Below are 15057 nucleotides of genomic sequence, written 5' to 3'. Positions count from 1 at the left end.
CGAAAAGGCTTCCTAGCGTTTTCGATGTGCCAGCCAGTACCAGTCATCGTCCGCGGGTCGCCGTACTCGCCGATTCCGATACGCGATGGAAATGGGGCGCGCTCACCGCGCACCGCATCGCGCCGGAACACCGGCTCGACGGTTTTCTCCTGCGCGGACGAGCCACGCCGACCGCCCGTCAGCTCGACGAGGTGGGAGTCCGCGCGGACTCCCTCCGCGAGGTGACCACCGCCGGGTTCCTCCGCGCGGTCACCCGTGAGCCGTACGACGTGGTCGTCCTGGCGTGCGTCGGTGGCGCCGTCCAGGCGATGCTGCACGGTCTGGCCCGCGCCACGGCCGGCGGCGGTGCGGCGAGCGGCGGTGGCACGGACGGCGGTGGCACGGACGGCGGTGGCACGGACGGCGGTGCGGCGGACGGCGGCGCCACGGGGGAGCCGCCCCGCAGGCGCCCCGTCGTGGTCACCGGCTATGTGGGTGTCGTCTACGAGAAGCTGGCCGACGGCCTGCTGCTGCGCCACGGCGCCGATGTGGTCCTCGCCAACTCCCGGCACGACGCGGAACGTTTCCGCGCCGTCTACGCCGGTGTGCGCGCCGGTACGCGGAGCGTCGTCGAGGCGGCCCTGCCGTTCCTCGGCGGCGAGCCCTACCGGGAGCCGGCCGCGGGGGAGCGTCCCCACACCGTGTGCTTCGCCGTCCAGCCGTCCGTCCCGGACAACCGCGCGGGCCGCGACTACCTGCTGCGCCGGGCCGCCGGGCACGCGCGGCTGCACCCGGACCGCGAGGTGCTGATCAAGCTGCGCAGCAAGCCCGGTGAGCACACCACGCACATCGAGGAACTGCCGTACCAGAAGCTGGTGGCCAGGCTGCCCGGCGGCCTGCCCGCCAACTGCCGCCTGGTCTACGGGCACATGGGCGAGGTGCTGGACCGCACGGACCTGCTGGTCACGGTCAGCTCCACCGCCGCACTGGAGTCCCTGCACCGGGGGATCCCCACGGCCGTCCTCACCGATCTCGGCATCCGTGAGGCGCTCGGCAACCACCACTTCCTGGGCTCCGGCTGCCTGGCCTCCTGGGACGAACTCGACGCCGGGCACCGGCCGGAGCCGGACCGCTCCTGGCTCGCCCGGCAGGGGGTGGCCGCCGACGGCCACTACGAACACGCCTTCGACGCCGCCCGCGAGCGGATCGCCGAGCTGCTGGCCGGGCCCGCCCTGCCGCCCATCGCGCCGTACTACACCACCTTCACCGCACCCGGATATCTGCCCGGCATCCTCGCGCGCTACGGCCTGGACGTCCGCGGCGAGCCGACCGGCGCCGGCGCCGGCGAGGACACGGCCGCCCGCGGGGTCCGGCACGTCGTCCGGGGTGCCGTACGGGACGCGGCGCGCGGCGCCTACCGCCACGGAGTGCAGCGCGTGGCGCCCGTCATCCGCCGGCTGGGGGAGCTGTGAGCGGCCGCCGGGACGCGGCCGCCGGCCCGGCCCCGTCCGCGCCGTCCGGACCCGCACCCGTATCCGTATCCGCTTCCGGGGAACGGCGGCAGCCGCCGCACCGGAGCGGGCAGACCGGGGCCCCGGGCCCCTCCGAAGGAGCCACCATGCCGCAGGCCGGAGCAGAGGCCGCAGAGGCAGCGGGCCGGTCCGCGAGCCGCCCCGGGAAGGACCAGCGGTCCGTACTGGCCGTCATCCCCGCGCGGGGCGGGTCGAAGGGCGTGCCCGCCAAGAACCTCGCACCGGTCGGGGGCGTGCCGCTGGTCGTGCGCGCCGTCCGGGAGTGCCTGGCGAGCCGGCTCGTCACGGACGTCGTCGTCTCCACCGACGACGACGCCATCGCCGCGGCGGCGCTCGGCGCCGGGGCGGAGGTGGTGCGCCGCCCGGCCGGCATCGCGGGGGACACCGCCACCAGCGAGGCCGCCGTGCTGCACGCCATGGACGCCCACGAGGCCCGGCACGGCGGCAGCACGGACGTCGTCCTGCTCGTGCAGTGCACCAGCCCGTTCCTGCTCCGCTCGGACGTCGACGGGGTGGCCGCGGCGGTGGCCGAGGACGGCGCCGACAGTGCGCTGACCGTCGCGCCGTTCCACGGCTTCGTCTGGCGCGAGACCTCCGGTGGCGCGGACGGCGCCGACGGGCTGGGCGTCAACCACGACAAGGCGTACCGCCCGCGCCGCCAGGACCGCCCCCAGGACTTCCTGGAGACCGGTGCCGCGTACGCCATGGACGCCGCGGGCTTCCGCGAGGCGGGTCACCGCTTCTTCGGCCGCACCGTGCCCGTGCGCACCGACCCGGCCCGGGTCCTGGAGATCGACGACCCGCACGACCTGGCCCGCGCCCGCGCTCTCGCGCCGCTGCTGGACGCCCCCTCGGGCTCCGGCGGGGACGCGGCGACCCGGCCCCGGGCGCTCCCCACCCGCGACGACGTGGACGCGGTGGTACTCGACTTCGACGGCACCCAGACCGACGACAGGGTGTACGTCGACTCCGACGGACGGGAGATGGTCGCCGTGCACCGCGGCGACGGCCTCGGCATCGCAGCGCTCCGCCGCGCCGGCGGGCTGAAGCTGCTGATCCTGTCCACGGAGCAGAACCCGGTCGTCGCCGCCCGGGCCCGCAAGCTGCGGGTTCCCGTGCTCCACGGCATCGACCGCAAGGACCTCGCGCTCAAGCAGTGGTGCGAGGAGGAGGGCATCGCGCCCGAACGCGTGCTCTACGTCGGCAACGACGTGAACGACCTGCCCTGCTTCGGCCTCGTCGGCTGGCCCGTGGCCGTCGCCGACGCCCACGACATCGTCCGCGGCGCCGCCCGCGCGGTGACGGCCACCCGCGGCGGCGACGGCGCGATCCGCGAGATCGCCGGATGGGTCCTCGGCCCCTCGCTCTGACCGCACACGACACCGGTTCCCGACGCCCGACCCCGACCCCGGTCCCGACCACCGCCCGCACCGACCGCCCCCGAGCCCCGCACCGGCCACCCGCTCCACCCGGCTGCGCCCCGCCCCACCCGCCCCACCCGCCCCACCCGCACAGCCCCACCACCCGAACCGACCCGACAGCACGTCCCCGCAGACCCGACCCGATCCGACCCGGTCCGACCGGACCGGACCGGTCGCCCGCCCGGGGCCCGCACCCCGGAACTCCCAACGTTCCGGAGCACCCCGGAACACCGCGAACCCCGCGAACCCCGAAAAAGAGGATCTTCCTGATGAGCACCACGTCCCGTCTTCGCACCCTCGGTGACCGTCTCGCCGGACCGGGCCAGCCCGTGTACATCACCGGCGAGATCGGCATCAACCACAACGGTGACCTGGACAACGCCTTCGCGCTGATCGACGCCGCCGCCGACGCCGGCTGCGACGCCGTCAAGTTCCAGAAGCGGACCCCCGAGGTCTGCACCCCGCGCGACCAGTGGGAGATCGAGCGCGACACCCCCTGGGGCCGCATGACGTACATCGACTACCGGCACCGCGTCGAGTTCGACGAGGACGGCTACCGGCAGATCGACGAGCACTGCAAGAAGCGCGGCATCGCCTGGTTCGCCTCCCCGTGGGACGAGGAGTCCGTCGCCTTCCTGGAGAAGTTCGACGTCCCCTGCTACAAGGTGGCCTCCGCCTCGCTGACCGACGACGGCCTGCTGCGCGCCATGCGCGCCACCGGCCGCACCGTCATCCTCTCGACGGGCATGTCCACCCCGAAGCAGATCCGGCACGCGGTGGAGGTGCTCGGCAGCGACAACATCCTGCTCTGCCACGCCACCAGCACCTACCCGGCGAAGGCCGAGGAGCTCAACCTGCGCGTGATCAACACGCTGCAGGCCGAGTACCCGAACGTGCCGATCGGCTACTCCGGCCACGAGACCGGTCTGCAGACCACCCTCGCCGCCGTCGCCCTCGGCGCCGCCTTCGTCGAGCGCCACATCACGCTCGACCGCGCCATGTGGGGCTCCGACCAGGCCGCCTCCGTCGAGCCGCAGGGCCTGCAGCGCCTCGTCCGCGACATCCGCGTCGTGGAGGAGGCGCTCGGTGACGGCGTCAAGAAGGTCTACGAGAGCGAGCTCGGCCCCATGAAGAAGCTGCGCCGGGTCGCCGGGGTCGTCGCCGAGGGCGCCGACCGCGAACCCGCGACGGTCTGAGACCGGGAGGTCGGCCGCGGTGAGCAGATCCCGTACGGACGGGGGGACGGACGGGGCGGCGGACGGCGTGACGGGCGGCGGCAGCGGCGCCCGTGACGGCCGGCCGGACCCGGCGGCGGAGCGCCCCCGCGCGCTCCGCCGCCGGGCCGCCCGGCGCGCCGCCACGGAGCCGGACGGGCCCGGCAGCGGGGACACGCTCGCCTTCGTCGAAAGCCCCGTCCAGCTCCTGAACGTCCTGGAGTGGCTGCACGCGCACCTCGGCCGGGGCGCCGGGGGGCCGGCCGGGGTCACCGTCGTGGTGCTGTCCAACAACGACCCCATGACCCGCGGCCAGCTGCGGCGGATGGCCGAACTCGCCCGCGAGGAGGGGGTGGGCGTGCGCTGGGAGGACGCGCGCGGCGGCGCGTCGGCCCCCCTGCGCACCGTGGGGTCGCTCTCCGGCGCGCTCCGGCGCGCACGCCGGGTCGTCATCGGCGATCCGTTCTCGCGCTATGTGCAACTGCTGCTGACGCTCACCGGCGCGCCGGAGATCGTCGTCGTGGACGACGGCACGGCCACCATGGAGTTCGTCGCCCAACTGGCTCGCGGGGAACGCCTGGTGCGCTGGCACCGCAGCGGCAGGGGCGGCATCGGGGGGGTGCGTGACGCCGTGTACGCGCCCGTCTCGGCCGCCGCCCGCCGGCGGCTCACCCCGCGCGCGGGGCGGTCCGTCGAGGTGTTCAGCTCGATGCCCGTCGAGGTGCCGGACGGCATCACCCTCGGCACCAACGACTTCGCCTGGACGCGCCACCGCTTCGGGCCGCCCGCGCTCACCCGGGGCGCCGACCTGGTCGGCACCAACCTCGCCGAGACCGGGGTGGTCGACACGGAGCACTACATCCGCGCCGTCACCGCCCTGGCCCGCGAGCACGGCGCCACCCGGTACTTCGCCCACCGCAGGGAGAGCACGGACAAACTCCACCGGCTGGCGGACGAGGCGGGGCTGGAGATCGTCCGGCCTGAGCTGCCGCTGGAGCTGATCGCGCGCCGGGGCCCCATCGGGCGCAGCGTCGTCAGCTTTCCCTCCACGGTGCTGCACACGCTGCCGCTCGCGCTCGCGGGCACGGGGGTGCGGGTATCGGCCTGTGACATCGACCCCGGGTGGCTGACGGAGAGCGCCTCGCCCCGGGCGGAGGGGTTTCTAGCGGTGGTCACGGGGACGGCCCGCGATGTGCACCGGCTGAGCTCGGCTCCGTCGGCCGGGCAGTGAACCAGGGGCGGCGGGGACGGGAACGGTGCCCGGTCACCCGGCCGGTTCCCCCGCCGGCCGCCCGCTCACCCGTGCGGTCTCACATGCCGGGCAGCGGCCGCAGATGGGTATCAAAGCTGGCTACCCCCCAGATGCTGCGGTTATGCGGCGCGGACCCGTTTTTTCTTCCCCTGACGGGCTGAACTTTTACTGATCGACAGGCGACGGCAGGTCCAACGGCCGTACCCTGCACAGGGTGAACCATGTGATGTCCCCCGAGCCCGACGCCGAGCTGTCCGCGGACGACACCGCGGAACCCCACGCTCCGGGATCCGGAACGGCACCTACCGCGGCGGCCGTGTCCGCCCGGATCGCCGCCGCCGGCCCCCGGATGCCCGGCACGCTGCCCGACGCCCTCTTCGCCGAGCTCGTCGCGTTCCGCCGGGATCTCCACATGCACCCGGAGCTGGGCAACCAGGAGTTCCGCACCACGGCCGCGGTCAAGGCGCGGCTGGAGCACGCGGGTCTCGCCCCGCGGGTGCTCCCGGCCGGCACCGGGCTCGTCTGCGACATCGGCTCCGCACCGGCCCCGGACGGAGACGCCACAGCCCCGGGCACAGCCACAAGCACGGCCACGGGCACAGCCACGGCCACGGACCCCGCCCCGGGCACGGACCGTCCCGTCCTGGCGTTGCGCGCGGACCTCGACGCGCTGCCGATCCCGGACACCAAGACGGTCTCGTACCGTTCGACGATCCCGCACCGGGCCCATGCCTGCGGCCACGACGTGCACACCACGGTCGTCCTCGGCGCCGGGCTGGTCCTCGCCGCGCTGGCCCGCGAGGGCCGGCTGCCGCACCCGGTGCGGCTGATCTTCCAGCCCGCCGAGGAGGTGCTGCCCGGCGGTGCGCCCGACGCCATCGAGGCGGGTGTGCTGGACGGGGTCGGCCGCATCCTCGCGGTGCACTGCGACCCCCGGGTGGACGCGGGCCGGATCGGCCTGCGCACCGGCCCGATCACCTCGGCCTGCGACCGTCTGGAGGTCTCCCTCGACGGCCCGGGCGGGCACACCGCCCGTCCGCATCTCACCACCGATCTGGTGACGGCCGCCGCGAAGGTGGCCACCGAGGTGCCCGCTCTCCTCGCCCGCCGGGTCGACACCCGCTCCGGGCTCGTCGTGACCTGGGGCCGGCTGGAGACGGGGCACGCCTGCAACGTCATCCCGCAGCACGCCGAGCTGTCCGGCACGGTCCGCTGCCTGGACCTGCCGGCCTGGCGGGCGGCGCCCGACCTGGTGCACGCCGCGATCGACGAGATCGCCACCCTCGGCGGGGCCAAGTCGGAGATCAACTACGTCCGCGGGGTGCCCCCGGTGGTCAACGAGCACGGCGCCACCGAGCTGCTGGCCGACGCGATGACCGCGCGCCGCGGGGCGGACGCCGTCGAGGACACCGAGCAGAGCCTGGGCGGCGAGGACTTCTCCTGGTACCTGGAGCGGGTCCCGGGCGCCATGGCCCGGCTGGGCGTGCGGCGGCCCGGGGACACCGCGCGCCGCGATCTGCACTGCGGCGACTTCGACGTCGACGAGAACGCGATCCGGGTCGGCGTCGAGCTGTTCACCGCCGCTGCGCTGCTGGACGGACACCGTCCGTAAGCACGCAACACGCCGTCCACATACTGGTCGACACCACTTCGCGTCGATCCGATAACGGCTGCGGAAGAGGTGATTTCCCGGCATCTACGCGCGTTACGATGCGAAAAAGCCAGCGCCGTTGCCAGGCGCTCGTCCTACACAGCGCCGCCCAACGGCAGCGCTCGTCCTAAGGGGAAGTCCTCGTGCGCCGGGTAACCAAGATCGCTGCCGCGGGTATGGCCTCCGCGGCTCTCATGTTCACCACCGCCGCCTGCGGTGAGTCCTCGACGGAGTCGGGCGGCAAGGAGAAGGGCGTCGGCCTCGCCTTCGACGTGGGCGGCCGTGACGACCACTCGTTCAACGAGTCGGCGGCCCGCGGTGTCGACAAGGCCAAGGACGAGCTGGGCGTCGACGCCAAGCTGATGACGGCCAAGAACAACGAGACCGAGGCCGACCGCGAGCAGCGGCTGTCCTCCCTCGCGGAGGCCGGCTACAACCCGGTCATAGGCGTCGGCTTCAACTACGGCAAGTCGATCGAGAAGGTCGCCAAGCAGTTCCCGGACACCACCTTCGGCGTCGTCGACTCCGTGTCCGAGGGCAAGAACGTCGACAGCATGGTCTTCTCCGAGCACGAGGGCTCCTACCTCGCCGGAGTGGCGGCCGCGCTCAAGTCCAAGACCGGCAAGGTCGGCTTCATCGGCGGCGTGAACAACGCGCTCATCCAGAAGTTCGAGGCCGGCTTCGTCCAGGGCGCGCAGGACACCAAGAAGGACATCGAGGTCTTCCCGGAGTACCTCTACCCGAACAACGACAAGGGCTTCAACGACCCGGCCGCCGCCAAGGCGAAGGCCAAGGGCATGCTCGACCGCGGCATCGACGTGATCTACACCGCGGCCGGCCAGTCCGGTGCCGGCTCGATCGAGGCCATCGCGGGCAAGAAGGACACCTGGGCGATCGGCGTCGACTCCGACCAGTACCAGCAGCCGGGTCTGGCGAAGTACAAGGACTCGATCCTGACCTCCGTGGTCAAGAACGTCGACGTGGCGGTCTTCGACCTCATCAAGAGCGTCGAGGACGGCAAGCCGCTGACCGGCGTCAACGCCTACACCCTGAAGGAGGACGGCGTCAGCCTCGCCACCTCCGGCGGCTTCATCGACGACATCCAGCCGAAGATCGACGCCGCCAAGGAGAAGATCGTCAGCGGCGAGGTCAAGGTCGACGAGCAGCCGAAGCGCTGACACCGGCTTCCGTAGCGGAACCCCCGGGCCCGGGGAAGGTCCGACCTTCTCCGGGCCCGTGTACGGACGGGATGCTACGCGCGTAGCATGGTGGGGCGGGGTAGCTTCGCTACTGTCCCCCCGAACGCTTGTATCCCTCCCACCTCGCCCGGCCGGTCCCGGCCGGCGCCCCCGTCCCGCTCCCTTCTCCGAGGAGAGTGCGCCATCAAAGCGTCCAGCAGCAGTTCACGGGCGGACAGCGCCCCCGCGGTCGAACTGCACGGCATCACCAAGCGATTCCCCGGCGTCGTCGCCAACCACGACGTCGACATCACCGTCCGCCGCGGCACCGTCCACGCGCTCGTCGGTGAGAACGGCGCCGGCAAGTCCACCCTGATGAAGATCCTCTACGGCATGCAGAAGCCGGACGAGGGGACCATCTCCGTCGACGGCGAGCAGGTGTCGTTCCACAGCCCCGGCGACGCCATCGCCCGCGGCATCGGCATGGTGCACCAGCACTTCATGCTGGCCGACAACCTCACCGTCCTGGAGAACGTCGTCCTCGGCGCCGAGAAGCTGCACGGCATCGCCGGCCGCGCCCGCGCCCGGATCATGGAGATCTCCGACGCCTACGGCCTGGGCGCCCGCCCGGACGTCCTCGTCGAGGACCTCGGGGTCGCCGACCGCCAGCGCGTGGAGATCCTCAAGGTCCTCTACCGCGGCGCCCGCACGCTCATCCTCGACGAGCCGACGGCCGTCCTCGTGCCGCAGGAGGTCGACGCGCTGTTCGACAACCTCCGCGAGCTCAAGGCCGAGGGCCTGACCGTCATCTTCATCTCCCACAAGCTGGGCGAGGTGCTGTCCGTCGCCGACGACATCACCGTCATCCGGCGCGGCACCACGGTCGCCTCGGTCAAGCCGGCGGACGTGACGCGGAAGCAGCTCGCCGAACTGATGGTCGGCAGTGAACTCCCCTCGCCGGAGACGCGCGAGTCCACGGTCACCGATGTGCCGATGCTGACGGTCGACTCCCTCAGCCTGTCGGCCACCGACCCCGACGGCGTGGTGCGGGCCGTGCTCGACGACGTCTCCTTCGCCATCCACCGGGGCGAGGTCCTGGGCATCGCCGGAGTGGAGGGCAACGGCCAGGCCGAACTGGTCCAGGCGATCATGGGCATGCGGATACCCGACGGCGGCAGCGTCGTGCTGGACGGTGAGGACGTCACCCACGCCCCCACCCGCAAGCGCCGCGAGGGCGGCATCGGCTACATCCCCGAGGACCGTCAGCGGCACGGCCTGCTGCTGGAGGCCCCGCTCTGGGAGAACCGCATCCTCGGGCACGTGACCGAACGCCCCAACAGCAAGGGCGGCCTGCTCGATATCAAGGCCGCCCGTGCCGACACCCAGCGGATCGTCCGGGAGTACGACGTCCGCACCCCCGGCATCGACGTCACCGCGGCCAGCCTCTCCGGCGGCAACCAGCAGAAGCTGATCGTCGGCCGCGAGATGAGCCACGACCCCAAGCTGCTGATCGCCGCGCACCCCACCCGGGGCGTGGACGTCGGCGCCCAGGCGCAGATCTGGGACGCGATCCGGGCCGCGCGCCGCGAGGGCCTGGCCGTGCTGCTGGTCTCGGCCGACCTCGACGAGCTGATCGGCCTCTCCGACACCCTGCGGGTGATGTTCCGCGGCCGCCTGGTCGCCGACGCCGACCCCGCGACCATCACCCCCGAGGAGTTGGGCTCGGCCATGACCGGCGCCGCCAGCGGCACCCTGCAGCCGTCCGCCGACCGTGACGGCGAAGCGCACGAGACCCGTGGGGAGGAAGAGGCATGAGCACCACCACCCCCGCCCCCCAGGGGTCCGGAGGGACCGCCGCCCCGGCGGCCGGCTCCCGCGCCGCCATCGACTGGCACCGGGTGGGCCTCGGCGTCGCCGCCCCGCTGCTCGCCATCGTCGCGGCCCTGGCCATCACCTCGCTGATCTTCCTGACGACCGGCGACAACCCGTTCCGGGCCTTCTCGATCATGGTCGAGTACGGCTCCAAGAGCGACAGCCAGATCGTCATCGTCAACAAGGCGATCCCGTACTTCCTGTCCGCGCTGGCCGTCGCCATCGGCTTCCGGATGAACCTCTTCAACATCGGTGTGGACGGCCAGTACCGCATCGCCGCCTTCTTCGCCGCCGTCGTCGGCGGGGCGCTGGCGCTGCCGGGCATCATCCAGATCCCGGTGATCATGATCGTCGCGATGATGGTCGGTGCCCTCTGGTCCGGCATCGCCGGCCTGCTGAAGACCACCCGCGGCGTCAGCGAGGTCATCAGCACCATCATGCTGAACGCCATCGCCGGCGCGATCATCGGCTACTTCCTCCAGGACGGCCGGCTCGCGGTCCGCGACGGCAACATCATCCACACCGAGCCGATCCCCGAGTCCGCGCACTTCTTCGAGATCCCGACCGGGCAGGCCCCGGTCAACGGCTTCATCGTCGTCGCGGTGATCGTCGGAGTCCTGTACTGGTTCCTGCTGAACCGCACCCGGTTCGGCTTCGACCTGCGCACCGTCGGACGCTCCGAATCGGCCGCGCAGGCCGGCGGCGTCAGCGTCGGCCGCATGGTCGTCACCAGCATGCTCCTCTCCGGCCTCGTGGCCGGCCTGGTCGGCATGCCGACCCTGCTGGGCGAGTCGTACAACTTCGGCACCGACTTCCCCAACGGCATCGGCTTCACCGGTATCGCCATCGCCCTGCTCGGCCGGAACCACCCGGTGGGCATCGCGCTCGGCGCGCTGCTCTGGGGCTTCCTGGAGCGCACCGGCGGCCGGCTCGAATTCGAGGGCTACGCCCAGGAGATCGTCGGCGTGATGCAGGGCGTGATCGTCCTCTGCGTCGTCATCGCCTATGAAGTCGTCCGCCGCTACGGCCTGCGGACCCAGCAGCGCAAGGTCGGCGAACGCCTCGCCGCCGAGGCCCGGGACAACGGGAAGACCGAGAAGGCGGAGGTGTCCGCGTGAGCACCAACCTCACAGCCGCGGTCGCGAAGGGACTGAGCGGCAGGAACGGCAAGCAGGACGGCAAGCGGGAGCGCCGCAGGCTGTCGTACCCGGTGGTCCTGCTGATCATCGCCGGTGTGCTGCTGCTCCTCTCCGTCCTGCGCGCCTGGACCGGCGCGGGCGACCTCACCTCCTCCGGCCAGTACGGGGGCGCGCTGATCGCCGCCGTGCCGATCGGCCTCGCCGGACTCGGCGGCCTCTGGGCCGAGCGCGCGGGCGTCATCAACATCGGCCTCGAGGGCATGATGATGCTCGGCACCTTCTGCGCCGGCTGGGCCGGTTACCAGTACGGGCCGTGGGCCGCCGCGCTGGCGGGTGTCATCGGCGGTCTCCTCGGCGGACTGATCCACGCCATCGCCACCGTCACCTTCGGCGTGGACCACATCATCTCCGGTGTGGCGATCAACATCCTGGCGCTGGGCGTCACCCAGTACCTCGCCAAGCTGCTGTTCGGCGCCGAGGGCTCCGAGGCGGCCGCCGCGGGTGGCAACGACAAGCAGTCGCCGCCGATGGACGACATGTCGAGGTTCTCCGTCCCCCTGCTCTCCGACGGGCTGGGCACCCTGGAGAAGAAGGACTGGTTCCTGCTCTCCGACGCCGCGGGCATCCTCCGCGGTCTGACCACGGACGTGTCCTGGCTGACGCTGGTCGCCGCGGGTCTCTTCGTCGGCACCTTCTTCGTCCTGTGGCGCTCCTCCTTCGGCCTGCGGCTGCGCTCCTGCGGTGAGAACCCGACCGCCGCCGAGTCGCTCGGCGTCAACGTCTACACGTACAAGTACGCGGCGCTGCTGGTCTCCGGCGGGCTCGCGGGCCTGGGCGGGGCGTTCATGGCCATCGGCGTGCACTTCTACTCCGACGGCCAGACCGGCGGGCGCGGCTACATCGGCCTCGCCACGATGATCTTCGGCAACTGGCGGCCGGGCGGTGTCGCGATGGGCGCGGGCCTCTTCGGCTTCATGGACAGCCTCCAGCTGCGCGGCGGCGGCGACACCGTCCACGCGCTGCTGCTGCTGGCCGTGGTGCTGCTGGTCGCCGTCACCCTGTGGAAGCTGCGGGCCACCAGCCGCCGCACCGCCGCGATCAGCGCGGTGTTCGCGGTGCTGCTCGTGCTCTGGTACGCCTTCACCGAGACGGTGCCGCGCGAGTTCGTCGAGGCCACCCCGTACGTCGCCACGCTGCTGGTGCTCGCACTGGCGGCCCAGCGGCTGCGGCCCCCCAAGGCCATCGGCCGTACCTATCAGAAGGGCCAGGGCAAGTAAGTGACCGCTGTCCCCGTCCGGGAAACCGACTGGGAAGCCCTGCGGGGCGCGGCCCGGGACGTCATGTCCCGGGCCTACGCCCCCTACTCCGGCTTCCCCGTGGGTGCCGCCGCCCTCGCGGCCGACGGCCGCACCGTGACCGGCTGCAATGTGGAGAACGCCGCCTACGGGGTGGCGCTCTGCGCCGAGTGCGGCCTGATCTCGGACCTCGTCGCGGGCGGCGGCGGCCGGCTCACCGCCTTCACCTGCTGCGGCCGGGACGGCGAACGGCTGATGCCCTGCGGCCGCTGCCGCCAGCTGCTGTGGGAGCACGGCGGCCCGGACCTGCTCGTGGACACCCCGTCCGGCATCCGCCCGATGAGCGAGGTGCTGCCGGACGCCTTCGGCGCGGAGGACTTGGCGCGCCTCGGCCGCCCGGCGGGCGGCGAACACCAGGAAGAAGAAGCGAACTGATGGAACCCATGGACGCCGTCTCCGTCATCCGGACCAAGCGCGACAAGGGCCGGCTGACCGACGCCCAGATCGACTGGGTCATCGACGCCTACACCCGCGGGGAGGTCGCGGACGAGCAGATGTCCGCGCTCGCCATGGCGATCCTGCTCAACGGCATGGACCGCGCGGAGACCGCCCGCTGGACCGCCGCCATGATCGCCTCCGGTGAGCGGATGGACTTCTCCGCGCTGTCCAGCCCCACCGCCGACAAGCACTCCACCGGCGGCGTGGGCGACAAGATCACCCTGCCGCTGGCGCCGCTGGTCGCCGCCTGCGGCGCCGCCGTGCCGCAGCTCTCCGGCCGCGGCCTCGGCCACACCGGCGGCACCCTCGACAAGCTGGAGTCGGTCCCCGGCTGGCGGGCGTCGCTGTCCAACGCCGAGATGATGGCCGTGCTGCGGGACGCCGGCGCCGTCATCTGCGCGGCGGGCGACGGACTCGCCCCGGCCGACAAGAAGCTGTACGCCCTGCGCGACGTCACCGGCACCGTCGAGGCGATACCGCTGATCGCCGCCTCGATCATGTCCAAGAAGATCGCCGAGGGCACGGGCTCCCTGGTGCTGGACGTGAAGGTGGGCTCCGGCGCCTTCATGAAGAACCTCGCCGACGCCCGCGAACTGGCCGCCACCATGGTCGGCCTCGGCACCGACCACGGGGTGCGGACCACCGCCCTGCTCACCGGCATGGCCACCCCGCTCGGCCTCACCGCGGGCAACGCCCTCGAAGTCCGGGAATCGGTGGAGGTGCTGGCGGGCGGCGGACCGTCGGACGTCGTCGAGCTGACCCTGGCGCTGGCCCGCGAGATGCTCGACGCGGCCGGACTGCCGGACGCCGACCCGGCGAAGGCGCTGGCCGACGGATCCGCCATGGACCACTGGCGCCGCATGATCACCGCCCAGGGCGGCGACCCGGACGCGCCGCTCCCGGTCTCCCGCGAGCAGCACGTCGTGACCGCCTCCGCCTCGGGTGTGCTCACGGCCCTCGACGCCTACGCGGTCGGCGTGGCCGCCTGGCGCCTCGGCGCGGGCCGGGCCCGCAAGGAGGACCCGGTGCAGGCCGCCGCGGGCATCGAGATGCACGCCAAGCCGGGCGCGGAGGTCACCGCGGGGCAGCCGCTGCTGACCCTGCACACCGACACCCCGGAGCGCTTCGGCTACGCCCTGGAGGCCCTCGACGGCGCCGCGGAGATCGCGCCCCCGGGCACGGCGTACGAGCCGTCCCCGATCGTGCTGGAGCGCATCGCCCCGGACGCCTGAGACGGCCCGAAGACCGCCCGTACAGGGGCTGGGCCCCACCCCGCCCCGTACGGGTGAAAGGGACCGGTGGACCCGCACCGGTCCCTTTCGGCATGCTGGGATCGGTGACGCACCGAATGAGGAGACCGCCGTGAGCGCACTCACCGTCGACCACCAGTCCGGCAACGGCTACGAGTGGGACGACCTCGTCCGCTTCTGGAAGGAGACGGACGCCCCCGAGGGCTGCAGGGTGGAGATCATCGAGGGGATCATCACCGTGTCACCGCCGCCGGGCAACATGCACAACACCACCGCTGCCAAGCTGCAGCGCATGCTCTACCAGGTACTCCCGGAGAACTGGGAGATCTTCCAGACCCAGGGGCTGTCCGTGCCCGAGCGGTCGGGACTGTACATTCCCGATCTGGCCGTGATCCCCCTGGAGTCGATGAAGCGCCCCGGCCACGCCGTACCGGCCGACGAGGCGGAGCTGGTCGTGGAGATCACCTCCAGCGGCAACGCCAACCACGACAGAGTCAGCAAAGTGCACGGCTACGCGCGGGCGGGAGTCCCGCTGTACCTGCTGCTGGATCCGTGGCACTCCGGGGAACCGACGGCGACCCTCTACGGGCGGCCCGAGAGCGGAACGTACCGCCTTCTGGCGACAGTCGTGTACGGCGAGGAGATCGAACTGCCCGAGCCGTTCGGTCTCACCATCGACACGGGTGTCTTCCCGGTGGACTGATGGCGGATTGACTCCCGTCTCCGCTCCGCGGCACACGCGGGGCCCTTCCTCGCCGCCGGCTGGGAAGGGCCCC

Annotated in this window: 12 protein-coding genes; all 12 read left to right on the top strand. The window is 72.6% G+C overall.

What is annotated here, in order from left to right; translation table 11 throughout:
* Positions 1 to 26 precede the first annotated feature (26 nt).
* The 12 genes from LIX60_RS11585 (at position 27) to LIX60_RS11530 (ending at position 14984) form a co-directional block, all read left to right on the top strand.
* A complete protein-coding gene (locus tag LIX60_RS11585; protein ID WP_227958357.1) occupies positions 27 to 1451 on the top strand; it encodes a DUF6716 putative glycosyltransferase in 1425 nt (474 codons plus the stop codon).
* Between the two features lie 146 nt (positions 1452 to 1597).
* Positions 1598 to 2881, top strand: a complete 1284-nt coding sequence (locus LIX60_RS11580; RefSeq protein ID WP_227958356.1) for an acylneuraminate cytidylyltransferase — start codon at positions 1598 to 1600, stop codon at positions 2879 to 2881.
* Between the two features lie 320 nt (positions 2882 to 3201).
* On the top strand, positions 3202 to 4128 hold the full coding sequence (locus LIX60_RS11575; RefSeq protein ID WP_019710398.1) for an N-acetylneuraminate synthase family protein: 927 nt from the start codon (positions 3202 to 3204) through the stop codon (positions 4126 to 4128).
* Between the two features lie 226 nt (positions 4129 to 4354).
* Entirely contained in the window at positions 4355 to 5377 is a 1023-nt protein-coding gene (locus tag LIX60_RS11570; RefSeq protein ID WP_227962727.1) for a hypothetical protein, read from the top strand.
* Between the two features lie 247 nt (positions 5378 to 5624).
* Complete coding sequence (locus tag LIX60_RS11565) at positions 5625 to 7010, top strand: amidohydrolase (protein ID WP_374117971.1); 1386 nt, start codon at positions 5625 to 5627, stop codon at positions 7008 to 7010.
* Between the two features lie 182 nt (positions 7011 to 7192).
* Positions 7193 to 8227, top strand: coding sequence for a BMP family protein (locus LIX60_RS11560; protein WP_227958355.1), 1035 nt, complete (start codon positions 7193 to 7195; stop codon positions 8225 to 8227).
* Between the two features lie 87 nt (positions 8228 to 8314).
* Positions 8315 to 10042 carry an ABC transporter ATP-binding protein gene (locus LIX60_RS11555; RefSeq protein WP_227958354.1) on the top strand — a complete coding sequence of 576 codons (1728 nt, stop codon included), beginning with the start codon at positions 8315 to 8317 and terminating at the stop codon, positions 10040 to 10042.
* Positions 10039 to 11217, top strand: a complete 1179-nt coding sequence (locus LIX60_RS11550; protein WP_227958353.1) for an ABC transporter permease — start codon at positions 10039 to 10041, stop codon at positions 11215 to 11217. Before LIX60_RS11555 ends, LIX60_RS11550 begins: the two co-directional genes overlap by 4 nt.
* A complete protein-coding gene (locus LIX60_RS11545; RefSeq protein ID WP_374117843.1) occupies positions 11214 to 12515 on the top strand; it encodes an ABC transporter permease in 1302 nt (433 codons plus the stop codon). Before LIX60_RS11550 ends, LIX60_RS11545 begins: the two co-directional genes overlap by 4 nt.
* Positions 12516 to 12968, top strand: coding sequence for a cytidine deaminase (locus LIX60_RS11540; RefSeq protein ID WP_227958352.1), 453 nt, complete (start codon positions 12516 to 12518; stop codon positions 12966 to 12968).
* 8 nt (positions 12969 to 12976) lie between these two features.
* On the top strand, positions 12977 to 14263 hold the full coding sequence (locus LIX60_RS11535; protein ID WP_227962724.1) for a thymidine phosphorylase: 1287 nt from the start codon (positions 12977 to 12979) through the stop codon (positions 14261 to 14263).
* 130 nt (positions 14264 to 14393) lie between these two features.
* Complete coding sequence (locus tag LIX60_RS11530; RefSeq protein WP_227958351.1) at positions 14394 to 14984, top strand: Uma2 family endonuclease; 591 nt, start codon at positions 14394 to 14396, stop codon at positions 14982 to 14984.
* Positions 14985 to 15057 lie beyond the last annotated feature (73 nt).

The sequence above is a fragment of the Streptomyces sp. S07_1.15 genome, assembly GCF_020739505.1.
Lineage (GTDB): Bacteria > Actinomycetota > Actinomycetes > Streptomycetales > Streptomycetaceae > Streptomyces > Streptomyces xinghaiensis.
Note: the sequence above shows the minus strand (reverse complement) of the source record. Positions and strands in the feature narration are given on the sequence as shown.

What these genes read in the sequence shown, in the direction of transcription:
- LIX60_RS11550 (WP_227958353.1), top strand. Translation starts at nt 10,039, where the DNA reads ATGAGCACCACCACCCCCGCCCCCCAGGGGTCCGGAGGGACCGCCGCC.
- LIX60_RS11535 (WP_227962724.1), top strand. Translation starts at nt 12,977, where the DNA reads ATGGACGCCGTCTCCGTCATCCGGACCAAGCGCGACAAGGGCCGGCTG.
- LIX60_RS11580 (WP_227958356.1), top strand. Translation starts at nt 1,598, where the DNA reads ATGCCGCAGGCCGGAGCAGAGGCCGCAGAGGCAGCGGGCCGGTCCGCG.
- LIX60_RS11565 (WP_374117971.1), top strand. Translation starts at nt 5,625, where the DNA reads ATGTCCCCCGAGCCCGACGCCGAGCTGTCCGCGGACGACACCGCGGAA.
- LIX60_RS11555 (WP_227958354.1), top strand. Translation starts at nt 8,315, where the DNA reads ATGGTGGGGCGGGGTAGCTTCGCTACTGTCCCCCCGAACGCTTGTATC.
- LIX60_RS11575 (WP_019710398.1), top strand. Translation starts at nt 3,202, where the DNA reads ATGAGCACCACGTCCCGTCTTCGCACCCTCGGTGACCGTCTCGCCGGA.